Source organism: Dysosmobacter welbionis, assembly GCF_005121165.3.
GTDB lineage: Bacteria > Bacillota > Clostridia > Oscillospirales > Oscillospiraceae > Oscillibacter > Oscillibacter welbionis.
Window position 1 is genome coordinate 2,826,265 of record NZ_CP034413.3, and the last position, 23,425, is coordinate 2,849,689.

21 protein-coding genes, 2 tRNA genes, 1 other RNA gene and 1 pseudogene are annotated in these 23,425 nt (G+C 53.6%); 18 read left to right on the plus strand and 7 right to left on the minus strand.

The window, feature by feature from the left end; translation table 11 throughout:
• Positions 1-9 precede the first annotated feature (9 nt).
• Together tsaD and EIO64_RS14765 are read left to right on the plus strand one after the other, a co-directional pair.
• Positions 10-1,017 (plus strand): tRNA (adenosine(37)-N6)-threonylcarbamoyltransferase complex transferase subunit TsaD, encoded by a 1,008-nt coding sequence (gene tsaD / locus EIO64_RS14760; protein ID WP_025544958.1) that lies wholly within the window; start codon positions 10-12, stop codon positions 1,015-1,017.
• Positions 1,018-1,697: 680 nt separating this feature from the next.
• Positions 1,698-1,773 (plus strand) — tRNA-Thr (locus EIO64_RS14765).
• 453 nt (positions 1,774-2,226) lie between these two features.
• On the opposite strand, the gene EIO64_RS14770 is transcribed toward EIO64_RS14765, so the two are convergent.
• The 5 genes from EIO64_RS14770 to ffs form a co-directional block, all read right to left on the minus strand.
• A complete protein-coding gene (locus tag EIO64_RS14770) occupies positions 2,227-4,017 on the minus strand; it encodes a DUF4127 family protein (RefSeq protein WP_158629806.1) in 1,791 nt (596 codons plus the stop codon).
• 265 nt (positions 4,018-4,282) lie between these two features.
• Positions 4,283-4,651, minus strand: a complete 369-nt coding sequence (locus EIO64_RS14775) for a YbaB/EbfC family nucleoid-associated protein (protein WP_025544956.1) — start codon at positions 4,649-4,651, stop codon at positions 4,283-4,285.
• 19 nt (positions 4,652-4,670) lie between these two features.
• Positions 4,671-5,297: a hypothetical protein gene (locus EIO64_RS14780; RefSeq protein ID WP_158629807.1), complete on the minus strand. Its 627-nt coding sequence runs from the start codon at positions 5,295-5,297 to the stop codon at positions 4,671-4,673.
• Between the two features lie 91 nt (positions 5,298-5,388).
• On the minus strand, positions 5,389-6,363 hold the full coding sequence (gene dnaX, locus EIO64_RS14785) for a DNA polymerase III subunit gamma/tau (protein WP_249390699.1): 975 nt from the start codon (positions 6,361-6,363) through the stop codon (positions 5,389-5,391).
• Positions 6,364-6,403: 40 nt separating this feature from the next.
• Positions 6,404-6,503, minus strand: an RNA gene (gene ffs / locus EIO64_RS14790) — signal recognition particle sRNA small type.
• A gap of 330 nt (positions 6,504-6,833) precedes the next feature.
• On the opposite strand from ffs, the gene EIO64_RS14795 reads away from it, so the two are divergent.
• Positions 6,834-6,909, plus strand: a tRNA-Ala gene (locus EIO64_RS14795).
• A 213-nt stretch (positions 6,910-7,122) separates the two neighbouring features.
• Here the strand turns inward: EIO64_RS14795 and EIO64_RS14800 are convergent.
• A complete protein-coding gene (locus EIO64_RS14800) occupies positions 7,123-8,253 on the minus strand; it encodes an IS3 family transposase (protein ID WP_119310692.1) in 1,131 nt (376 codons plus the stop codon).
• 203 nt (positions 8,254-8,456) lie between these two features.
• Between EIO64_RS14800 and EIO64_RS14805 the strand changes: the two genes are divergently transcribed.
• From EIO64_RS14805 to EIO64_RS14835, 7 genes are all read left to right on the plus strand, one after another.
• Positions 8,457-8,819: a hypothetical protein gene (locus EIO64_RS14805; protein ID WP_119310693.1), complete on the plus strand. Its 363-nt coding sequence runs from the start codon at positions 8,457-8,459 to the stop codon at positions 8,817-8,819.
• Between the two features lie 38 nt (positions 8,820-8,857).
• Positions 8,858-9,913, plus strand: a complete 1,056-nt coding sequence (locus EIO64_RS14810; protein WP_249390700.1) for a hypothetical protein — start codon at positions 8,858-8,860, stop codon at positions 9,911-9,913.
• The gene (locus EIO64_RS14815; protein WP_119310694.1) at positions 9,910-11,523 is read left to right on the plus strand and encodes a hypothetical protein; all 1,614 of its coding nucleotides are present in this window, start codon (positions 9,910-9,912) and stop codon (positions 11,521-11,523) included. Before EIO64_RS14810 ends, EIO64_RS14815 begins: the two co-directional genes overlap by 4 nt.
• Before the next feature lie 358 nt (positions 11,524-11,881).
• On the plus strand, positions 11,882-12,232 hold the full coding sequence (locus EIO64_RS14820) for a recombinase family protein (protein WP_119310695.1): 351 nt from the start codon (positions 11,882-11,884) through the stop codon (positions 12,230-12,232).
• 53 nt (positions 12,233-12,285) lie between these two features.
• Positions 12,286-12,855 (plus strand): KilA-N domain-containing protein, encoded by a 570-nt coding sequence (locus EIO64_RS14825; RefSeq protein WP_119310696.1) that lies wholly within the window; start codon positions 12,286-12,288, stop codon positions 12,853-12,855.
• A gap of 475 nt (positions 12,856-13,330) precedes the next feature.
• Positions 13,331-14,830, plus strand: coding sequence for an AAA family ATPase (locus EIO64_RS14830; protein ID WP_136891548.1), 1,500 nt, complete (start codon positions 13,331-13,333; stop codon positions 14,828-14,830).
• Positions 14,827-15,669: an HNH endonuclease gene (locus tag EIO64_RS14835; RefSeq protein WP_119310698.1), complete on the plus strand. Its 843-nt coding sequence runs from the start codon at positions 14,827-14,829 to the stop codon at positions 15,667-15,669. The genes EIO64_RS14830 and EIO64_RS14835 overlap by 4 nt, the downstream gene beginning before the upstream one ends.
• 1,529 nt (positions 15,670-17,198) lie before the next feature.
• Here EIO64_RS14835 and EIO64_RS14840 read toward each other — a convergent pair.
• A complete protein-coding gene (locus EIO64_RS14840; protein WP_021748627.1) occupies positions 17,199-17,963 on the minus strand; it encodes a hypothetical protein in 765 nt (254 codons plus the stop codon).
• A 354-nt stretch (positions 17,964-18,317) separates the two neighbouring features.
• On the opposite strand from EIO64_RS14840, the pseudogene EIO64_RS14845 reads away from it, so the two are divergent.
• From EIO64_RS14845 to EIO64_RS14880, 8 genes and pseudogenes are all read left to right on the plus strand, one after another.
• Positions 18,318-19,246, plus strand: a pseudogene (locus EIO64_RS14845) (FAD:protein FMN transferase).
• Positions 19,230-19,637, plus strand: a complete 408-nt coding sequence (locus EIO64_RS14850; protein ID WP_021748624.1) for a NusG domain II-containing protein — start codon at positions 19,230-19,232, stop codon at positions 19,635-19,637. The pseudogene EIO64_RS14845 and the gene EIO64_RS14850 overlap by 17 nt, the downstream one beginning before the upstream one ends.
• 9 nt (positions 19,638-19,646) lie before the next feature.
• Positions 19,647-20,162: a Gx transporter family protein gene (locus EIO64_RS14855; protein ID WP_119310700.1), complete on the plus strand. Its 516-nt coding sequence runs from the start codon at positions 19,647-19,649 to the stop codon at positions 20,160-20,162.
• Positions 20,163-20,166: 4 nt separating this feature from the next.
• Positions 20,167-21,258, plus strand: coding sequence for an AAA family ATPase (locus EIO64_RS14860; protein WP_119310701.1), 1,092 nt, complete (start codon positions 20,167-20,169; stop codon positions 21,256-21,258).
• A 5-nt stretch (positions 21,259-21,263) separates the two neighbouring features.
• Complete coding sequence (locus tag EIO64_RS14865) at positions 21,264-22,202, plus strand: 2-hydroxyacid dehydrogenase (protein WP_136891550.1); 939 nt, start codon at positions 21,264-21,266, stop codon at positions 22,200-22,202.
• A gap of 84 nt (positions 22,203-22,286) precedes the next feature.
• The gene (locus EIO64_RS14870; RefSeq protein WP_119310703.1) at positions 22,287-22,682 is read left to right on the plus strand and encodes a DUF5655 domain-containing protein; all 396 of its coding nucleotides are present in this window, start codon (positions 22,287-22,289) and stop codon (positions 22,680-22,682) included.
• Positions 22,679-22,894: a hypothetical protein gene (locus EIO64_RS14875; RefSeq protein WP_021748619.1), complete on the plus strand. Its 216-nt coding sequence runs from the start codon at positions 22,679-22,681 to the stop codon at positions 22,892-22,894. The genes EIO64_RS14870 and EIO64_RS14875 overlap by 4 nt, the downstream gene beginning before the upstream one ends.
• On the plus strand, positions 22,891-23,391 hold the full coding sequence (locus tag EIO64_RS14880) for a DUF3795 domain-containing protein (protein WP_119310704.1): 501 nt from the start codon (positions 22,891-22,893) through the stop codon (positions 23,389-23,391). The genes EIO64_RS14875 and EIO64_RS14880 overlap by 4 nt, the downstream gene beginning before the upstream one ends.
• Positions 23,392-23,425: the final 34 nt, after the last annotated feature.

Below are 23,425 nucleotides of genomic sequence, written 5' to 3' on the forward strand. Positions count from 1 at the left end.
GGACAGATCATGAAAATTTTGGCCTTTGAGTCCTCCTGCGACGAGACAGCGGTGGCCGTGGTGGAGGACGGGCGCACGGTCCTGTCCGATGCCATCGCCTCCCAGGCGGACCTCCACGCCCTGTACGGCGGCGTGGTGCCGGAGATCGCCTCCCGCAAGCATGTGGAGGCCATTGCCGCCCTGACGGACCAGGCTCTGCGGCAGGCGGGCTGTGAGAAGTCCGACATCGACGCGGTGGCAGTGACCTATGCCCCGGGGCTCATCGGCGCGGTGCTGGTGGGCCTCAGCTTCGCCAAGTCGGTGGCCTTTGCCCTGGGGGTGCCCCTGATCCCGGTGCACCACATCCGGGGCCACATCGCCGCCAATTACCTGGCCTTTCCGGAACTGGAGCCGCCCTTCCTGGCCCTGGCCATCTCCGGAGGCAACACAATGATCGTGGACGTCCGGGACTACACGGATATGGAGATTCTGGGCGCCACCCGGGATGACGCAGCAGGGGAGTGCTTCGACAAGGCGGCCCGGGTGCTGGGCCTGCCCTATCCCGGCGGCGCCCCCATGGACGCCCTGGCCCGGCAGTCCCCGGGCGGGGTGTACACCCTGCCTCACGCCCATGTGGACGGGGCAGAGCTGGACATGAGCTTCTCCGGCCTCAAGACGGCGGTGGTGAACCTGGCCCACCATGCTCAGCAGGTGGGGGAGTCTCTGGACCGGGCAGCGCTGGCTCGGGACTTCGCCCAGGCTGTCAGCGATACACTGGTGCCCCGGGCCATGGAGGCGGCAAAGCAGACTGGCCGCACTGTGCTTTGCGCCGCCGGCGGCGTAGCGGCCAACTCCGTCATCCGGGAGGATCTTCGTCGGGCCTGCGAGGCGGCAGACATCCGGTTATACCTGCCGCCGCTGAAACTCTGCGGCGACAACGGTGCCATGATCGGCGCCCAGGGGTATTATGAATATCTGGCAGGGCATACGGCTGGCATGGAGCTGAACGCCTATGCTACACGGGACATTGCAGACTGAATCAGGCGGCCGCGTCAGCGGCCGCCTGATTTATTGGAAAATGCATAACGAGCTTATGCAGGCTGCATCTGTAAAGCCAGATACCTTGCTTTTTGTGAAGGCGCAGCTCGGGTGGTCTTCATTTGCCGTTCACTTTTGGAAAAACAGGCAGGAGAGACGGAGAAGTTTTTGAAGGCAAAACATTATGTAAAGTTTAGACGCTTTTTTGGGCGGTGGAAAAGCGCAAAAAGAGAAGATGGTAAATTTATACAATTTACAAAAAAATATTGAAAATAAATAGAAAATTCGCGTGTGGAAAATCATGTGGAAAATGTGAATAACTCTTTGTAAAAAGAAATTATCAAATAAATTATGTAAATGCTGAAAAGAACGGAAGACTGCAAAAAGAAGGGAGTCAACAGAAAATAATGACAGAATTTGTCGAAGTTTCTTGGGAAAATCACAACAGAATTTCCTGTTGTAATGGGCGGAATTCGGGGGAAAAGCGTAGGAAATAGGCTAATCGCCTGAAAATATTTTGAAGGAATTCCTTCAAAATACAAAATGTAATATACAGGAATTGCCATGCAGAGGGTGTGGCAGGAAATCAAAAGAATCTGTTGACGTCGGTCAAAAAATATGATAAAATATATCCTGTTCTGGATGTGCCTTTCCAAAAACACCATGTCATGAATTGATAAGCTAATGTAGCTCAGTCGGTAGAGCAGCTGATTCGTAATCAGCAGGTCGTGTGTTCGAGTCACATCATTAGCTCCAAAAGAAGCCCTGAGGTCCAACGGCCTTGGGGCTTCTCTTTTTCTGGAAATGTTGTATAACGGTGGTAATGTGGTAGCAACTGTCATTTAGCTTGTGCATCTCCGGCTGGAGGCGGCCCGGATCGTTGTTATTGATGAGCGCAGAACCTGTGCTGCCTAAGGCATCTGCGCGCACTGGCGGCAGGCCGGGGCTGGTGAACGAGAACCCCGACCATGTGCGGCCTGCATACTGCCAGAGGGCCTCTCGGAGGGAGGATGCCCCTGTGAGCGGCTGGAGCAGAGAAATTCAAAACGCAAAGAGGAGACGGAAGACCGTGTGGCTTCCTTCGAGCGAAAGAGGGCCCCGGTGCGGAATCTGCACCGGGGCCCATGAGGTTCTCAATGTCCGTTTCGACCGGAAGCTCCACGGCTTTGCGCGTGCTTCCTGCCGCGCTCCGCCGGGAATCCATGCACCTTACTTATAATAAATTCCCAATAGCGCCTTATGAGGCTCTGTGAATGCCCCCAGCCGGATCTCCATGCTGATCTCGAAGGCCCGGTCCCAGGGGAAGCCGTATCCCGTCAGCTCCACGCCGCCCCAGCCCCGCTCGGCATACTCCCGGGTGGCGGAAAGGGAAGAGATGAAGTTGCTCCGCTCCAGGTTTTCGATCACCGGGGCCACGGCCGCTGCCATGCCGGCCTCCAGCCGCTCCAGGATGGACACCCGGTCGATGTCCGGCATCCAGAAGTTGTCGGCATTGCCCGACAGGTCGTTCCGGACAAAGCTCAGAATGTCGTTGCGCACGATGTTCTTGTAGCAGAAGTCCTTCAGAATGCTGTCCGCCAAGGTCCGGAGAAATGCCTGTTCTGTGGCATCTGTTTGCTCACCGTGCTGGAGGAAGGCATACCGGGCCACACCATGGCTCAGGGCCGTGCCGGTGACGATGGCCATATCCAGAAAACCCGCATAGCTCAAAAGCCAGCCAAGCTCTGCCTGATCTGTCAGCGCCTTATGGAAGGCGGTCCCGTAGGTGCCGTTTCCCGCGTCGATGAGGATGGTAGGCAGCCCGGCAGCCCGGTTGTCGTTCAGACACTGGACCAGTGCGTTGATATACGTCTCCTGGGCTGCCGGGTCTGCCGGCTGGGTCAGCACCAGCATTGCCAGTTCCTCGCCGCCGGGTTCCGCCATCGTCAGGTCGAAAAAGTCGAAGTGCTCTGCCACGATGGCCTCCAGAGGCTGGTAGTCATAGGCGCAGGCAGGCCGGTCCTCAGTACCGCCGAAATACTGGACGGATACCGCGGCACCCTCCCAGCCCCACTCCTCCAGGCAGAGCTTCGTCACCGCCTTAAAGGCCAGGTCGTCCACACCGGAGAGCAGGGCGTCCCCTTGGCGCAGCTGCGCCCGGAGATAGGCGATCTCGTTTTTCTGGATGCTGTCCTCCTCCGAGGAGTCGTCGATGCCGATCAATACCCGGAACTGCCCGTCCGCCGTCTCCTCCAGAGCTTGGAACATGGCGTCGCTAAGCCGCAGCTTCCGCTCCCGGGAGGCCAGATAGTTCTCCACGGCTCCCTCCGGCAGCGGCTCCTCCGCCTCCACCGGGACGGGGGTTCCGTCCGCCCCCAGGGGGTAGTCCGCCACAATGTTCCCGATGGTCAGATCCGTGCCCTCCAGGTGGGGACGGGGTGCCATGCCGTAAGTCCGCAGGGCATTGTACTCGTTGAGGCCGAACCCGCCGTAGCCGGTGGTGGCCGCCAGCCGCATGACTGTGTCCAGCAACCAGATCCGGTTGTTCTCATCCGCTGCCAGCAGGTCGATCACCGCCGTCAGCAGCTCCGCTTCCACCAGTGTCTCTCCGGAGGAAAGCGTCACCGGGTTCTCCCCAGTCATAGCCCGGGAGCTGACCAGCCCGCCGGAGAGCAGCTGATCCAGGGACAGGATGTACCGGTCACACCCGGCGGCCTCCTGCTTAGCCACCCACTCGTACAGTGCTCCCCGGTCCCCGTACTGGGTCCCGTTCTCATTCGGGGGCTGGCCGTCCAGCCGGGTGCGGTACAGGTCCCGCTCCGGCATGGCCAACTCGTAGCCCAAGGATTCCGCCAGGTATACCACCCGCTCGGCGTTGTCTGGCCGGTCATCCAGAGGTACGTAGGCGATCACCGGCGCACCGGCCCGGGGGGTCTCCTGTTCCACAGGCTCCGTCCGCACCGGCCCGCACCCTGCCAGAAGCGTACAGGCCAGCGCCGCTGCCAACATCCGTCTTCTCATGGTATGTTCTCCTGTTTCCAAAAGAGCGGAGCCATCGGCTCCGCTCCATCTGTTCTGTCCTGCCCCACACTCTCGGGACGGGAAAAGGGGCAGGGGAAAACCTTCGGTTTTCCCCAGTTGATCTGCCTCCGGCAGCTCAAGAATCTGAAACCATTTTCGGCAGGATATGCGCCTGCCGAAAATACATGGACTCAGCCGCCTTGGGCGGCGTCTCCAGTGACCGCCGTGGTGGCTCGGAGGGGAGCCTGCTCCCCTCCGAATTCCCTCACAGTCCGAATGCTCCCAGGTCCAACCCACCGGTGGCCTGCTCGATGCTCTTGTCCATGGCCTCCCCGGCCTGGCGCAGGGCCTCATTTACAGCGGATACCACCAGGTCCTGGAGCATCTCCACATCCTCCGGGTCCACGGCCTCCGGTTTGATGGTAACGGCCAGCACTTCCTTTTTGCCGTTGACCTTGGCCTCTACCACGCCGCCTCCCACGCTGGCGGTGAACTCCTGGGCCTCTACGGCCTCCTGGGCCGCATTCACCTGCTCCTGCATCTGCTGGATGCGGGCCTGCATCTCCGCCTGGCGCTGAGCGCCGGTCATCTTCATGCTGCCGTTGGTAAATCCACGGCGTGCGCTGTATCCCATAACTGGTCTCTCCTTTGTATTACTTGATCTCGATATTATCGAACTGACTGCCGAATTTCAGCAGGTTCTGCAGATTTTCCCGGGGCGTGGCCTTGGGGGGCTCTCCCACCTGAAAGACCAGGCGCACCGTCACGCCGCCGCTGGCGGCTTCCTCCATCAGGGCATTTCGCACCCGGTCATTGTCCAGACGTCCCAAGGTAATGTCATCCGGGGCATAAACCGTCAGCAGGCCGCCCTCCAGAACACCTGTGCACATATCCAGAAACACCCGGTACATAGGCGGCAGGCGGCCCTTGCAACCCTCTGCCAGCGCCCGCCACCAACTGCCCCCCACAGCGGATGCCGCAGCAGGGGAGGGGGCGGCGGGCTGCGCCTCCGGTACGTCGAACACCCGCGCTCCGGGCTCCTCCGGCAGAGGCGGCTCCTCGGGAAGCGGAGGGCGCTCCTCCCGTGCCGGCGGTTCTTCCCGAGGCGGGGCATCCTCCGGCGCAGGTGCCGGGGGCGGTACGGGGCCGGAGGACAGCTTCACCGTGCCGCCGCTTTCTGCGGCGGCCGCCCGCAGAAGCTGCCCCCGTTGGGCACTGTCTTCCAGCCGCTGGACCCGGGCCTCCAGGGCCGTCAGGTCCCAGAGAGGGACTCGTCGCACAGCCGCAGGAGGCAGAGCTCCGCATCCGTGCGGCGGTTGGAGCTGTAATAGAGGTCCGCCGTGGCCCTTTGCAGCGTAGTGGCCAGGTAGATCAGCCGGGTAGCGGGAATCTCCCTGCCCAGCCTGTCCAGCGTGGCGCTGTCATAGCCGCCGGAGAGCAGGGCTGCCCCCCCTCCGGCGCTGTACGTCGCAGCAGCAGGTCCCGGACCAGCGTGCTGAGCTCACCCAGCACCGCGCCTACATCCTTGCCACCCTGGTACAGCTGGTCCAGCTGCAGCAGGGCGCCCTTGGCGTCCCGGCTCAGAATAAACTCCATCAGCTGGGCCGTCTGCAGGTTTCCCGCCAGGCCCAGCGCCTCCAGCACGGCCCGGCTGTCCACGGTTCCGCCTACGGCGGCACACTGGTCCAAAAGGCTCAGGCCGTCCCGCAGAGCGCCGTCCGCCAGACGGCTCAACAGCTCCGCGCCATCCGCCGTCAGGTCGATCTGCTCCTGTCCGGCCACATACAGCAGCCGCGCCGCGATGTCCTGAGGCGTGATGCGCTTGAAGGAAAACCGCTGGCACCGGGAGAGGATGGTGGCGGGCACCTTGTGGAGCTCCGTAGTGGCCAGAATGAACATCAGGTGCTCCGGCGGCTCCTCCAGAATCTTCAGCAGAGCATTGAAGGCCGGGGTGGAGAGCATGTGGACCTCGTCCACGATGTACACCCGCTTCTTCACATTGGCCGGGGCGTAGATGGCTTCGTCCCGCAAGGCCCGCACCTGGTCGACACCGTTGTTGGAGGCAGCGTCCAGCTCCAGTACATCCAGAAAACTGCCGTTTTCGATGCCCACGCAGGAGGGGCACTGGCAGCAGGGATCGCCGTCCATCGGGTGCTCGCAGTTGACGGCCTTGGCCAAGATTTTGGCACAGGTGGTCTTGCCGGTGCCCCGGGTGCCTGTGAAGAGGTACGCATGGGAGGTGCGGCCCTCCGCCACCTGCTTACGCAGAGTCTGGGTGATGTGGGACTGGCCGATGACATCCGAAAACGTTTTGGGCCGCCATTTGCGGTACAGGGCCTGATACAAGAAATCACCTCCAAGCGAAAAAAGTCCTCCGCATGCAGCTGCGGAACCGGCGCCCTCGCGGCACATGGAACATCCCGCTTAATGCTGCTCGGTTCCCCGCCTGACATGATTCGCGGGCATCCATTGCGCGAGACCGGCTCCGCAGCTGCATGCGGAGGACTGTAACGTTATAGCTTATTTATTTTACTATATCCTCTGCAAATTGGCAACAAAAAATTTTCCGCTTTCTGAAAAAAATAGTCTTTACAACAGAGAAAATTATGGTATAATATTATCTGCCGTTGCATGACAGGAATGATGGACTCATAGTTCAACGGGGAGGGCGCTGCGTTTGCAGCCATATAAAACTACATCCCGCAGCGCTGGTTCTCTTCCCATTCACTAGTCTGGTTTTCCATGATTTTCCCTCAAAATCGAATATCCTGAAAATCCGTTTTTCATAACTTTTTTCGATGGAAAATGGCCAATATGGGCCCATAGCTCAGCTGGGAGAGCGTACGGTTCGCATCCGTAAGGTCGTCGGTTCGATCCCGATTGGGTCCACCAAATGAATGACCCCACCCAATTTGAACAAACGCTTGTCGTTGTTCAGAACGGGTGGGGTCATTTTATGCCTGAACTCCTTGCATTGCAAGGGGTTCAGGCCTTTCTGTATTTCATGTCTTGTGTCACCTGAAAAATACAAACAGGGTAAAATCAAAACACAAAACGTGTAATCGACGAGATTCGAACCCCTGTTATGTCAGTAAGTTGCTCTCCTCATTTGCCGTTCATGAACAACTCTTCTACCTGACAAGGTGTTCGGTTTTTCAATGTGCGATGTGGCCGCTGTGTGTTGTAAAACTCGATATAAGATGCAAGGCATCGTTTGAAATCTGTTTCGGAAGTGTAGTCCTTCCTGTAAAGCTCCTCCTTTTTGAGTGTAGCGAAGAACGATTCAGCAACAGCGTTGTCATGAGGCCGCCCTGAATTGGAGAAAGATTGTACCACAGCGTGCTCATGTAGTAGCTGTTTGAATCGATGCGAGGTGTATTGAGCACCTCGGTCACTGTGAAAGATGAGTTTTGTTTCTGGGTTTCTTTGTGCCCATGCCATTTTGAAAGTAGATGTGATCAACTGGGTGCTGTTCTTTCTGGATACTTTGTATGCGACAATTTTGCGGGAAAACAAATCCAAAATCACACAGGTGTAAAGATAGAACTCCCCCAGCTTAAAACAAGTAACATCGCTGACCCAGATTTGGTTGGGCTTGTCCGCCTGAAACTGCTGCTGGAGGATGTTCCGTTTCTTTTCCGGTTCATGAAGTTTCATGTAGTCCTGTTTTGCAGTGCTGCGGATACTAGCTAGGCCCATCTCTCTCATCAGTTTTGCCACATATTCTGTGCTGACTTGATGGCCATGTTGGACAAGTATTGTGCGGATCTTTTCAGCACCCAGCACCTGGCGGTACTCATCAAATATCTTCTGAATCAGAATACGATATTCCTCCCGCCGCTTTTCGAACCAAGCGTTGCTCCGTTTATTTCGGAGAATGTGGTTATAGAAAGTCCCGCGGGGAACATTCAGAGCTTCACAAAGTGTATGGACATCATATTGGCCGTACAGTAATTCTAGCTCCGTCAGTCGCTCCTTCAACGGAGCATGGACGGTGCAGCCGACGGTTTGCAAAACGGCGACCATGTTTTCCAATTTAGAGACTTTGTGTAGAAGTGCATCATACTCTTTGACGGTGCAGGTGCGTCTTTCATCGGGAACCGCTGGGCAGTATAGTTTTGCCCAGCGATAGATCGTCCGTACGCAGACACTGTATTCTGCGCATAATTCCTGGATTGGCTTGCCCTGCCTGTACTGTGCGATGATATCGGTTTTCTCTTGATCTGTGTAGGTCATGATGTTTGCCCCTTTCTTGTAATATGCTACTAGTGTAGCATGTAGAAAAAGATTAACACGAAGAGAGGCCGCCTGCCCTGCTAACAATACTTGAGCCTGGTATTGACAAAGGAATTATTATAATCAGTCTATTTTATAAAAAGCAAACTTCAAGAACTGGTCAAGGAATTGGACTGACTGCTTTGGTGTCAGGGAGTGAAGTTGTGAACCTGCAAATCAAGGATATCATCAATGAAATACGCCCTGTTGTGATAAATAAAAAGCGTACAGAACTGGATGCCCGGCACGATATAGGCCGAGAAAACAAAGTCACGGAAATCATGGAACTCATTTCTACAAAAAATATCGACCTTATGGAGTATTTGGAATCCATGTTATATAGGGTGATTCAGCGAGTAAGCATGCTCTCCAAAGAAAAATTTTCATCCGATTCGTCTGTAGTTTTGAAATCACCCATCTCCTTACTAAGAAGCAGGCACAGAAAAATGTGGACAGCTTGGGTGCTGCCTGTGTCTCTCTGTGCCTGCTTTTTTGTTGAGAAGTGGAAAAATTGTGATATAATATAAAAATAAAAGAACATTAGATTGGCATGAGCTGAAAATGAATGCGAGATGAGAATATGTCATACACTGTAAAATCATCTGAAAGATTAAGGAAATCTGGTTCAGAGGCAGAAACCAAGGCATTGCTTTATTTAATGAATTTCAGACCCGATAGTGATGACATATACTACTTTGTTGTAGATTTCTTTAATGACTTAACTGGGATGGACAACATGGCATCCAGATTGTGGGATGTGCAATCAAAAGGCGCACATCATGTTAGTCCCAAAGCTATCGGGAAAGAACTTGTCACATTGTTCAAGAATTATATGAGCCCATTAACCTTTGAGGCATATATTCTATTTATTGGCAGTGTGACCGGATCTCTTCGCAAAGATTCTTCTCTTACAACTTTTGGGATTGAAAATGTAAAGGATGCAGCGATAGAACAGATTAAGTTAGGCTTACATGAAGAAGGTTCCGCAAAAGAATATATTGATAGCACCGACTTGACCGATGAGAACATTAATGGTTTCCTGAGAAAAGTGTTTTTTGTCATTGATGATGGTAAAAAACCAAGTGAATATGTAAAAGCAATTATAAGGCAACATCCGAATATTATTCCAGAAGAAAAAATACTTAACGCTATTTTTAATGAGATAAGAGATAAACAGGCAAGCAAAAAAAATATTTCTTCAGTCGAGGGGATTGTGATTGAAACGACTGATGAAGCGTTAAACTATTGCAGGCACTTAACTAATAATGAAATTCGTTTAATGACTTTACAGCGTATTATCAATAGAGATCCGCTGGGTCAAGGAATACCACCATCTTTTGTAAGTATCTATAATACTTGGCCACCAGAAAGGCAGAGGGAAATGCTCGAAGATTGCCAAGGTGCCTTATGTAGGGCATTATTCAATAAAAATGCGGCAGATGGTTTTTGGTATCTATTTGAGAATACATATCAACTGATTGTCGAACATCCAGATGACTCTGTGCAGTCTCTATTTACAAAAATTCAGGCAATACCTAATTGTATTGTTCGGTGTCCTGACTTTGACGCCCTATCACTTAAGTACTTTATCTCTGTAGTCAAGGATGGTGTTCAACAATGAAGATACGGAAAGTAGCTGTAGGAAATGCTGCTGAAGCATTTATTGAAGGAAATTTCACAAATGGTGTGAACATCATTTCGAGCGACGATAATAATAAGGGAAAGACGATTGTAATCCAATCAATGATGTATGCTTTAGGAAATGAACCAACATTCCCTACATCATTTGAATTTCAGAAGTATTATTACTATATCGAATTTGAAGAAGCTGGGATTATATTCAAACTTTGCCGATCTGGCGATGGATTTGTATTAAAGCGTGAATCTACTGTACTTATTTTTGATAATGTTTCTGAACTTAAAAGATATTGGAACAGGAATATATTTCCACTTCCGTCAATAGCAAAAAATCAACTTTTAAGGATTGTAGATCCAGTACTATATGTCCAGCTTTTCTTTATTGGACAAGATAAGAAGGACACGTCCAATATCGCCAATCACGGCTTCTATAATAAACAAGATTTTATCGATATGCTTTACGCATATGCTGGTTTAATTGGAGAGCAACTTCCACAAGAGAGGATTGATGAGATAAAGAGTCATATAATAACTCTTTCTGACGAGAAAAAGCTATTGCTACAACAACATAAAATACTTAAATCGAAAAAAACACCTGTTTCATATCTTAGCGCGGAGAGTGACCGCCTCGCATTTGGTAAAAAAATAGAGAGTCTTGAAAGAGTCCAAAATAAAATTGCGGAATTACGGAAGGCTCGTAATAGTGTATCTACTCGTAAGAGTAAATGGGAGCATACGATTAACGAACTTCGCTCTTTAAATCGCACAATATCGTGTGGAGAATTACGATGCATGGATTGCAACTCTACAAATATCTCGTTTAGTACTGGAGAGTCAGTTCAAACATCCTACTCGTTTGATGTGTCTACAGTTGAAATGCGAAATGAAATCATTCATTCTATTTCAGAAAAAATTTCTGCTTATAGCGAAGAAATTGAACGGCTTTCTGCAGAAATAATTATAGAGCAAGAACGTTTGCAATCTTTAATGGATGATGAAAGCGTCTCTCTTGAATCTATTGTCGCTTACAAGAAAGATATTTTTTCGGCTTCAGATGCAGAAGCCAGAATTAAAGAGATAGACATGGAAGTCGCTACATTAAAGAGTCAACTGTTAGCCAGTGAAAATGCATCGATTGAAACGCAAGAGCAAAGAGTAGCTTTGTTATCAGCAATTATAGGCAAAATGAATGAACTTTACCATCAGATTGATCCGGATGGTAATATAATATATTCAAGCTTATTTACTCAGCGAAATGAGGTGTATTCTGGAAGCGAGGCGACTATTTTTCATGTGGTGAAATTGTTTGCCTTACAATTTGTGTTGCGGCACAGTTTCCCAATAGTAATTGACTCCTTCCGAGCAGAAGACTTATCGACTGGAAAAGAAAATACGGTGCTTGAAATCTCAAAATCAATTGATAAGCAAGTAATACTGACAACAACATTAAAGCATGAAGAGATAGGAAAATATGACGACCTTCCAGATGTGAATCATATAAATTATCAATCTCATACTCCAAGCAAGATCCTTGATGGTGCTTTTGTAGAATCCTTTGTTGCATTGTTGAATGACCTTTCGATTGAGATTTAAATGGGGTATAAAAAGTATTGACTCACTATATTAGATCGCCCCTTGCGCTAGCTTTTCATATCATATTATTTTTGGGGGAAAAGGTGACTACGCCTCACTTCCACACCGGCCCCGCTACGCTAGGCCCTAGTTTGGAGTTGGTGCAGACTGCATCTTTTTGTCTACACATTCCATTGTAGACAAAGCCTGCGTTTAACGATAGTTATACGCAGGTTTTGTTTTTACTTGGCGATATAGCACAAAATGGCGAGATACAAATTAGTTATAATTACATATCACATGTGTCAACAAGCAGGTTTAAGGAAAAGGTATCTTCCTTAAACCTGCTTTTATTTATGTTTTAAAAAGTGAGGCAACTATGAAACTTCCATATGGCTATGTTTTGATTGGCAAGGAAATCGTTATTCATGAAGAAAAGGCGGATGTTGTCCGTAGCATTTTTGATGATTACCTTGCCGGAGCCAGCTTAGGCAAGATTGTTGATCTGCTTTTCAAAAAAGGGGTGGTTTCTCCAACTGGAAAAGTAAAATGGACGAGGGCGGCCGTGGATAAACTTCTGGCGAACAAAAAATATATCCCCCTGGTTGGTATTAAGATATACATGGATACTCAGTTTGAGAAAGCTCGACGTTGCAATGTAGACTATGATAAAGCCGGGTATCCACGAAAGGCAGTCAGGTATCAGTCTCCAGTTTTTGATACAAAATGAGACTATACAGAACCCATTTCTCTTGTTATACTAAATAAAAAGGAGAATGGGCCATGAACGAGAATGAACTACATGAGCGATACATACGCTTGGCATTTCAATATGAGTCTGCCATTGATGCCCTTCTGACAAAAGGATTGGTCGATATAGAAGCGGCCGACGCCGCAAAAGAGAGATTCTATGATACATTGAATGAGGAAAAGCTGCGGACCACACAAAAAATCAGGGACTATCATGAGACCATCAGCCTGTATATGAGGATGCTGGCCTATGATGGCATGGTCTCCCTGACAGAATTGGCAAGGCAGTATTCCGATGAGTCGCCGGGATATGTAATCCAAAGCTGGATGCGCAGCCGCAACACATTAGAGTTTCTCCGCCAATGGGAAAATGACATGAATGAAGGTTTTGATGATAGGGCCTGTGAGGAACTGATTCATCAGGGACATACGACATCACTGACCATTACACCATCTCTGTGGATTCGAAAGACTCACGCTGTTGGGATACAGGTAAAGCAAGGTAAAGGTGGAGGCGTGAGTGCTTACCCTGAAATTGCTGCAGGCTTCCAGCTATGGATAGATCCGAAGGTTCGGTTGGCAATCGTTAGGAAACATATGTAAAACAGAAATTGATTAAAGTGCATGAGTGGATGGAGAATGGTATGTTTCGTATCAAACCAGTTTACTCCTTCCACCTGCTTATGAGTATGGGTACGATTTGCTTCTTTTCCACAATGCACTTTTCTTAAGCAGTGAGTATTCGATTGCCCGGTATGCATATCCGCAGGATTACTGAGGCGTGAAATATGGGTAATATCTCTGAATTAGAACGGCGTATTTCCATTCGCATTATACTGGAAGACGCTGAGATAATTTTCGCGCTACTATCAAGTGAACAAGATATTAGAGTATCACATAAAAGGAACGTCTCAAATACTAAAAGCTGATACATTACTTATTTGTTAATTATGGAGGGAGCAGCTGCTCCATCTACCAATGTGAAAGAAATCATTACAAAACGATTTTAAACAACTAAATTTGGAAATCTCAGTATGTGCCAGAGTTTGACAGATAGTTTAGTGGAGTGGTGTTGAATATGAGATTTGAAGTAGTTCAACGAGGACAAATCGAACGTGTTTTTACAAAAAATGTGATATACCTCCACAAAGACGGTTGGAATGACTGGTTTAAATATGAGACGATGTTTTATCTTTCCTATTCTGATGAAAAAGGGAATACAGTGGAGTTGGGGAGCATTAAGATCGGTCAGATAGGAATGGAGCAGAGGACCCCTGATTTGCCGAAAACTTTTGAAACGTTAACCGATTCGTTTTTTACACTGGGGCAAAGTGAAGATTATTATGAAAATGTCAAAAAACTGGAACACGGAGAACTACGAGAGGATATTTTAACTGCGTTAAGAGATATTGCGTATAATCTGACAATTTTTGAGGCAGTGAAACAGGAAAATGTCACGCGTGAATCTCTTATGCGCGATCTTGGCTCCAGAATCATCAGGGAACAATTTCATCGAATCGCTAACGGGGGCGCGAAATTGACCCCTTTTGATATATCCTACAAGCTCCCAGGTCAGGTCGGAACCGATTACCAACTGGAGTTTCATGTAGTCCCGGATTCCAACCCACCGACTAACATCCATGTATTGATTGGGAGAAACGGCGTCGGAAAGACCCATATGCTTACGTCAATGATACGTTGCCTTTCAACAGGCAACCAGGATGGGCAATATGGAAAATTCAGCTTTGAGCATCGCACAAAATTTTCAAATTTTGTATGTGTAGCTTTTAGCCCGTTTGATACCTACCCAATGCCGGATGACATAGAAGAGGATGAATATAGTGGAAAATACACATACATTGGTTTAGGCAGCGGGCAGGAGATACGGATGCAGCGGCTGGAGGAGCAGTTTATTGCGGCGCTGCGGTCATGTAATAAATATAAAGAAAAGCGCACATTATGGATTGCTACTATGACGCTACTGAACTCAGACCCCATTTTTGCGAACAATGGTGCCTCCGCGCTGCTGTCTCCACAAGGAACAGAGGAAGGTGAACTGGTTGTCTCTGCGCAAGAGCTATTTAGCCGTCTAAGCTCTGGCCATAAGGTGATTTTGCTGACCTTGACCTGTCTGGTAGCGATTACGATGGAACGCACTCTTGTGCTCATGGATGAGCCGGAAAATCATCTGCACCCACCGTTGCTCTCTGCATTTGTTCGGGCGTTATCTGCGTTGCTGATTCAAAAAAACGGACTGGCTATTATTTCTACGCACTCGCCTGTTATTTTGCAGGAAGTACCTAAAAACTGCATCTGGCAGCTTTACAGAAACAACACAATACTGCGTGCGGTACGACCAGAGCGAGAAACATTCGGTGAGAATGTTGGAGTCCTCATAAACGATGTCTTTGGGCTTGAAGTGACCCATTCTGGCTTTCATGGTATGTTACTTCAGATGGTTGAAGCGGGCTTAACATACGAGGAAATATTAAATAAATTCGATTTTCGGGTCGGTATGGAAGCGAGATCGATTTTGCGCATCCTGCTTGCAAATAGAGAGTATGGAGGTACCGAATGAGAAAACTGAACGCTCCCGGCGATTCGGTTCAAGATGTATTTTCGACGTGTATTGAAAGCTATCGGGATGCCGCGTTAAAAAACCGGCTCAGATCGATAGTTCCTGTTCTCTCTGATGAGGCATCGCGCTTTGAAGACTGTGTATTAACATCAAAGACCCATACTATTCCAACGGCGGACAATGTAGGCGGGGTGGTTAGCAAGGCTGAGATGTTGGACATTTATGAATCCAAGTTTGTAAAGGGGACTGGCCGGCCATATTACGATAAATATATGTCGCTCCCCACGAATGGAAAATGTCCATTCTGTGGGATTGGCACTGTGAGCACGTTGGATCACTATTTGCCGAAATCCAAATATCCTGCACTGGCAATCACACCTAAAAATATGATCCCGGCCTGTCGGGACTGTAATTTGGGAAAGAAAAGGACATTTTCTCCTCAGAACTCAGAGGAGGAACCGTTACATCCGTATTTTGACGATGTTGAACAGGATATCTGGCTGTCCGTGAGATTTGAAGTTGCGGGCAAAGAGTTAGTTCCTACCTATTTTGTGCGGAAACCTGTAGCGTGGAACGACTTGCTGTTCAGGCGGGTTGAGAATCATATGGTTTTATATAATCTATACACATCCTACGCAGTGCATGCCGCCGAAGAAATTACAGGCCGATCGGGTATATGGCATGTCTTTCTCGATAGATGTGGTGAAGATTTCCTTGCGGCATCCTTTCATGACGAGGCGGTTAGCAGGGAACAGTTGTTCTTAAATTCATGGCAGTCCGCACTTTACCGCGGATTGGAGGAGCATATTGATTTTGTAACCCAATGGCTGCGATTATGAACACCCCCACCTAATCCGAACAGTTCCCATGAAACTGACGGATTAGGTGGGGCGTTTTATGACTGAAAGATTTATCATAGCAAGGTTTTCGGCCATTTTCATATTTACGATGGAAATGAAATATAAAGGCACAAAAAGTTTGAAATCAGCTTTCAAAACTGAAATTTTCGGAATCCGAACCCCTATGTAGCATGAATACATGGCTCACCTTTAATACACTTTCGCCATTTGATATGGTATCCGGTTTTTCAATATGCGATGAGGTTGCCCTGTATATAGGATTTGATGGAAGAGTCAATCTCTCTTGAATCCTGTTTCAGAGGCATATCCCTTCGATAAAGTTATTCCGTTTTGAACGATGCGAAAAATGATTTGGCGACTGCATTGTTATGGGGGTTACAGAGATAGAAAATGACTGTACCATTGCATGCTCATAAAGTAACTGCCAGAAACGATGGAAGGCATATTGTGCCCCTAACCATTGTAGAACAGAAGTTCAAGTTCAGAATTGAGTTACATCCTTGCGCCTTTGAAAGTGGAGGTGATGAACTGTGTACTGTTCCTAATGCTTTGAATAAATTTATAAGATTTGGTCAATAATGAAGATATGGAATTTTGGGGTAAATGCTTTGCAACTGCATCTTTTTTGTCCACACAATACAAAACTAGAAATCGCTGCAGTTTTTACTGCGGCGATTTCTCATTGGATCGCCCCATCAGCTCTGCCGGTGGGGCGGCCCGTAAAAAGAGCTTTAATATCAAACATCGAGTGAAGTGAGCCGCTAACATGAACCTTCCACTAATAGAAATCTGCTATTAGAACGGTGATTGCCCGTTTACGGGCTGTATGGCAAGTGATGCAAGCGGAATAAATTTCCATGTATCTTGAGACGCTTGCCGGTAATAGGCTCTTATAGGGCCTACGCAAGCCTCCGGCTTAACCGGCGGTTATGGCTTGACCACAGACGGATTTTGCTTTGATTATCGGAAGGATTCCTCGTACGGGGAATCCTCTTTTGTTTATTGCAGCGCAGATCATGGGGCCGCACTCTTCAGCATCCTGTCCAGTCCCCAATGGCTGGAATCTGCTCACAGACATGTGCCGGGGCGGCGGACTGTTCCAGCTTGACCTGGAAGGGACGTCAAGCCAGAGAAGAAGCTTTTTATAATTCCGGCAGTGCCCAGCGGCGGTTGGTGGAAGAGTGGCCTGCTGCTTTGGGATTCGGATCGCTGATAACGAATTTTCCGCTCACCGATGCGCAGTTTTCATGCCGCAAAGTCCGGACCCTCCCGCCGGAAGAACAACCGTCTGCCTTGGCGGCTGGCTCTTATAAGAAATACCATACGCCTCTTCCGCCGTGCGTATTGAGCCGTTTAGGGCGGCAGAGCGGTTTCTTCCCACGAAAAGCGGCTTTTGCCTTGCGGGACATACTGCGCTGCAAGGCGGCGGAAAGGGGTTCCCTTTGTCGGGACGCGAGAGAACAAAACAGCCCCCCCTTCGGAATGCCCGAAGGGGGGCTGCGGATCTATCAGAGCTGCTTGACCGTGTAATACACCGCCAGGGCAAAGACCACTATGGCCAGGGCCCACATGGCGTAATAGGCGATGGTGCTGCTGAACAGAGCGATGGCCAGCGCCACGACGGACAGGCCGCAGGCCGCATAGATGGGCATGGGATCCGCGCCGGCAGTCAACACCTGAAGATTGCCCAGCTTGCCGCCATTCTTGTCCGCCTTGTTGGTGAGGAAAGCCGCTACGATCAGTACCACGATATAGACTACCGCAGCGATCCGGACATAGGTACCCAGGAAGATGCTGTCCAGCACCCGCCGGCAGACCCACAGGGCGATCAGGGAGGCACCCAGGATGGTCAGGGACCAGGAGCACTCCCGATCGTACAGATTCCACAGAATGCCCAGCAGCATGACCACCGGAACCACCACGCACAGGAAGGTGAGAGCGGAGTCGTAGAAGGTGCGGATCATCCAGGCGGAACCGCCCAGGAAAACGCCGGCGGCAAACACCGACCAGCCGATCCAGCGGCGCTTGGTTTGCTGGCGCCAGACGATGCCCAGGACCAGACCGATCACAGCCACTGCCGCACCCGCGGCCATCAGATAGGGCAGTGCGGCGTCGCATGCGAGAAGCTCATTGGCGGTGCCGTTCACATAGAAGCGGCGGATGACCAACAGATAGATCTCCGCCACGCAGCCGGCCAGAAAAAACTTGAGCGCGTTGTGCATGGGCTCGTTCCGCTTTACCGGCTTGGATTTACTGACAGGATTTTTGGACATATAGGACAACCTCCAGGGTGTTTGTTCCGAAAATAGCCGCGGGAAAACATGCGCTTCCGCTGGCATACTATGATAGTATAGCAGATATTTCGTGCCTTTGCAAGGGGAAGGAGCCAGACTTTTCCCTTTTTTCCAACAGGAGTCAGGATTGCCGGTTGAGATTTGCCCGGGGGCGTGGTATACTCCTCTATTATGAGATTTTTTGCGAAAAATACTGATGACAAGAGGAATTTGCTTATGAAACGTTTGGGCGCACTGCTGGCGTCACTGCTGCTGGCGGGGAGCCTGACCGCCTGCGGCGGCACTGCGGCGCAGGAGATGCAGAGCATACAGGTCTTCGCCATGGACACGGTGATGGGCCTGCGGGCCTGCGGCGGGGAGACGGAGGCGGCGCTTGCGGCGGCGGAAGACGAGATCTACCGCCTGGATGAGGCGCTCTCCCGCACCCGGGAGGACAGCGCAGTGTCCCGGTTGAACAGCGCGGCGGGGGGGACGCCGGTGGATGTGGGGGAGGAACTCCGCGACCTGATTGCCCGGGCCCTGGATTTCAGCGCTGCCACAGACGGGGCCTTTGACATCACCCTGGCGCCGGTGTCCTCTGCCTGGGGCTTTACGGAGGACACCTACCGGGTGCCGGAGGACGCTGAACTGGCGTTGCTGCTGCCCTGCGTGGGGGCGGAGCATGTCCACCTGGAGGAGGGGACTGCTGTCTCGCTGGACCAGGGCACCCGGATTGACCTGGGAGCCATTGCCAAGGGTATGCCAGCGACTGGATGGCTGCGATTTACCAGGAGCACGGCATCACCCACGGCATCGTGGACCTGGGTGGGAACACCTGGGTCTGCGGCGGGAACTTGGAGGGGGAGCCCTGGCAGATCGGCATTCAGGACCCGGCCCGGTCCGCGGGGGCTTTGGCGGGGATCCTGGAGGCGTCGGACGCCTTTGCCGTCACCTCCGGCGGCTATCAGCGGTATTTTGAGGAAAATGGACAGCTCTATCACCATATCATTGATCCTGCCACCGGCCGCCCGGCGGAGAGCGGACTTACCTCCGTCACCGTGGTGGCGGATGGGGCCGCGGGCAACGGCACGATGTGCGACGCCCTCTCCACGGCCCTGTTCGTCATGGGGGAGGACCGGGCGCTGGAGCTCTGGCGCAGCGGCGTCTATGACTTTGACCTGATCTTGGTGACAGAGGACGGCCGGCTGCTGGCGACTGCGGGCATCGCGGACCGGTTCCGTCCGGACGATTCGGCGGGGTATGCGTATGAAATCGTCTCCTAAGCTGCGGCCAAACGGCTGGGATGCGTTGGCGGCGGCCGCTGTGCTGGCGCTGGCGGTGGCCTGCGCGGCTCTGTTCTGGACTGGGGGAGAGGAAATAGGCCCGCTGACGGCGGTAGTGTCTGCGAACGGCGAGCCGGTGGATCGGGTGGTGCTGGCGGACCTGTCGGGACCGGAGGAGCGGACCTATACGTCCAACGGCTACACCCTCCGGGTGGCCTTTGGGCCAGAGTCTGCCCAGGTGACGGTGTCCGACTGCCCCACCCAGGACTGCGTCCACATGGGGGAGATCACCCGCGGGGGACAGAGCATCGTGTGCCTGCCCGCCCGGATCGTCGTGCAGCTGGAGGGCGGCGCGGCGGCGGATGACGGCGTGGATCTGGTGATCGGATAAGGAGGCGCCATGAAACTGACGACGAGACAGTTGACGCTGTGCGCGGTGCTGACGGCCATGGCGCTGGCGCTCAGCTATCTGGAGAACTTCTTCCCCTTGTCCCTGGCCATCCCCATTCCGGGGATCAAGCTGGGACTGGCCAACATCGTGACGCTGTTCGCCCTGTACGCCCTGGGACCGGGGCAGGCGCTGCTGATCCTGCTGGCCCGGTGCCTGCTGGGGGCGGTCTTTGCAGGAAACATGAACGCGCTGATTTTTTCCCTGCTGGGGGGCGTGACGGCCATGGGGGTGATGATCGCCCTCTCCCGGCTGAAGCGCCTCTCCGTCTACGGAGTGTCTGTGGGCGGAGCAGCGGCCCACAACTGCGGCCAGGTGGCCGCAGCTGTGCTGACGCTGGGCAACACGGCGCCGCTGTACTACCTGCCGGTGCTGCTGGGGGTGTCCCTCTTTACCGGGGCATTGACGGGGCTGATCGCCGCCTGCCTGTTCCGGGCGCTGGCACATACAAGACTGTGGGGGGTGTGAGCGGATGGACAAGCGGGATCAGAGCAAAAAGGACGAGATCATCCTGCGGCAGCTGGAGGTGATCCGCTCTATGACGGAGCACAACCTCAGCCGCATGGGCGCGGACTTCTGGGGCACTCCGACACCGGAGAAGCATGTGCCTGTGGCTCCGCTGCCGGAGAAAGAAAAAAGGATCCCGCCGGCAGACGGCGGGGAGAAAAAGGCGCCAGAGGCGGCAGAACAGAAACAGGAAGACACCGCCAAAGCTCCCCCCAAAGAGAACATCGAGGATCTGCAGAAGGAGCTGGACAGCTATGTGGGCCTCAGTGCGGTGAAGCGGGAGGTGAAAGACCTCATCAATCTGGCGGCGGTGGAGCGTCTGCGCCGGCAGCACGGCCTGCCCACAGCGGACATGAGTCTCCACATGGTGTTTTCCGGCAATCCCGGCACGGGAAAGACCACCATCGCCCGGCTGATGGCACGGGTTTACCACAGCCTGGGCATCTTGTCCAAGGGGCAGCTGGTGGAGGTAGACCGCAGCGGGCTGGTGGCGGGCTACGTGGGACAGACAGCCATCAAGACCCGGAAGGTCATCGACTCCGCTCTGGGGGGTGTGCTGTTCATCGACGAGGCATACGCCCTCAACGGCGGCGGGGCCAACGACTTCGGCCAGGAGGCCATCGACACGCTGCTGAAGGCCATGGAGGACCACCGGGACGACCTGGTGGTGATCGTCGCGGGCTACGACGGGCTGATGGACGAGTTCATCCACTCCAATCCGGGACTGGAGTCCAGGTTCAACCGCTTCCTCCACTTTGCAGATTACACGGCGGAGGAACTGCTGGCCATCTTCCGGATGCAGTGTGAAAAAGGGTGCTACATTCTGGAGCCGGAGGCGGAGGCGCCGCTGCGCTCCCTGCTGGAAAGGCGGATGGCGGATGCGGCCTCCTTCGGCAACGCCCGGGGCGTGCGAAACCTGTTTGAGCAGATCCTGGTCCGGCAGGCGGGCCGTCTGGCGGGACAGGCGTCCGTCAACCGGGAGGACCTGACGCGGATCACCGCCGCAGATGTGGAGGCAGTGGGCCGGGCAAATGATTTGGAGGCGAAAGAGCGTTGAAGGTTTTGATCTTACATCCCAGCAGCCGATATGACCGGTATCTGCCCGATATTCCCGCTGCGGGGCGGATGGAGCTGGTGTTCACGGACCGGGAGGGGCCGGAGGAGCGCTGGCTGGCAGCCGGCGGCGATGCGGAGGCTTTGGTGGCCGCACCGGTGACGCCGGTGACAGAGGAACTGATCGCCCGGATGCCGCATCTCAAGCTGATCCACAGCGACGGGGTGGGCTACGACCGGATTGACCTGGCGGCGGCCCGGGAGGGGGGCATCTATGTGTGCAACTGCGCCGGGTGCAACGCAGGCCCCGTGGCGGAGCTGGCGGTGACGCTGATGAGCATGCTGCTGCACCGGACGCTGTGGGGAGACCGGATGGTGCGGGCCGGGCAGCAGCATGAGGCGGTGAACGAGCTGGCAGCCCATGTGCCGGAAGATCTGTCCACCTGCCGGGTGGGGCTGGTGGGCTTCGGCGCCATCGGCCAGGCTACGGCGCAGCGGCTGCGGGCCAACGGCAGCGAGGTGTTTTACTACGCCCGGCACCGGCAGGATCCGGCTGTGGAGGAGGCGTACGGCGCCCGGTATCTGCCCCTGTACGAGCTGGCGGAGACCTGTGACATCATCAGCCTCCATCTGCCCGCCACGCCGGAGAGCACCCACCTGCTGGACCGGGCGTTCTTCGGCCGGATGCGGCCGGGGAGCTATCTGGTGAACACCGCTCGGGGCGCGGTGATCGACGATGCGGCCCTGTGCGAGGCTATCCGCTCCGGCCGTCTGGCGGGGGCGGCGCTGGACGCCTATGACCCGGAGCCTGTGACGGCGGAGCACCCGCTGGTGCGGCTGGCGGCGGAGTGCCCGGACCGGCTGATCCTCTGCCCCACCAGGGCGGGATCAGCCATGCGGCGTTCCGGGAGGCCGCGCGGATGGTGTTTGCGGATCTGGAAAAGCTGATGGACGGCAAGCGTCCGGAACGGGTGGTCAACGGCCTGTAACTGGCGCTGATGGAGATTAAGAGGCCGGAAGAGGAGAGGCACTATGCGCGTACCAGAGCACTGCACAGCGGATGCGGGGATGTTCTTCGACGGCCATCCGGCGGAGCTGGCGCTGTATGAAGCGCTGTTCCGGCGGATGGACGGGGCGTTTCCGGAGGGAACCGTCAAGGTGCAGAAAAGCCAGATCAGCTTTTACGGCCGGCATCTGTTCGCTGCGGCATCTCTGCCGGTGCGGCGGCGGAAGGACTGGCCGAAGATGTGCCTGATGGTGACCGTTGGACTGCCGTACCGGCTGGACTCGCCCCGGGTGGTGGCGGCCTCGGAGCCGTATCCCGGCCGCTGGACCCACCATGTCTTGGTGACAGAGGCGGACCAGATCGACGAAGAGCTGATGGGCTGGCTGCGGGAGGCATGGGACTTTGCGGAGAGCAAGCGATGAGATACACACGGGAAGAGCTGGCGGAGGCCCGGCGATCCATCGACTCCACCCTGCGCAAGTGTGAGAAGGCGCTGGAGAAGCTGCGACCGGGCACGTCGCCCCACACGCTGACGGTACGGCGCATCCGGGCGTTCCGGATCGCCTTGGCGCTGATCGACCGGGAGATGGACGGGACGGAGATTCCCGGTCCGGAAGGGAAGGAGGACCTATGAGCCACTATGCCTACGGATACTGCGGGATGCCCTGCGCCCTCTGTACCCGCTGCCGGACAGAGGGAAGCAGCCGGTGTCCCGGCTGCTCCTGCGACGGATACTACACCGTGCCCTGCAAGGTCCACCGCTGCGTCCGGGAAAAGGGACTGGACCACTGCGGACAGTGCGGGGACTTCCCCTGCCCGAAGCTGGGGAAGATGGGGGATTTCCGGGACCTGGATACGGGCCGCGTGAAGGAGCGGACCTGCCGGGCCGTGGCGGCGGAGGGCCTGCCCGCCTGGCTGGCGGAGTATGAGGAAAAGGCGGACCTGCTGACGGTGGCGCTGGAGCGGTACAACAACGGCAGGATGAAGCGGTATCTCTGCGAGCTGTTCCTGCAGCAGGACCTGGACACCCTGCGGCGGATCATGGCCCGGGCGGAGGCATTGGAAGGAGCGGATTCCAAGGAGCTGGGCCGGGCCTTCCAGGCGCTGGTGGGGGAGATGCTGGAATCGTGAGCGGGGCGCTGAACAGAAAAAAAGCCACCGGAGC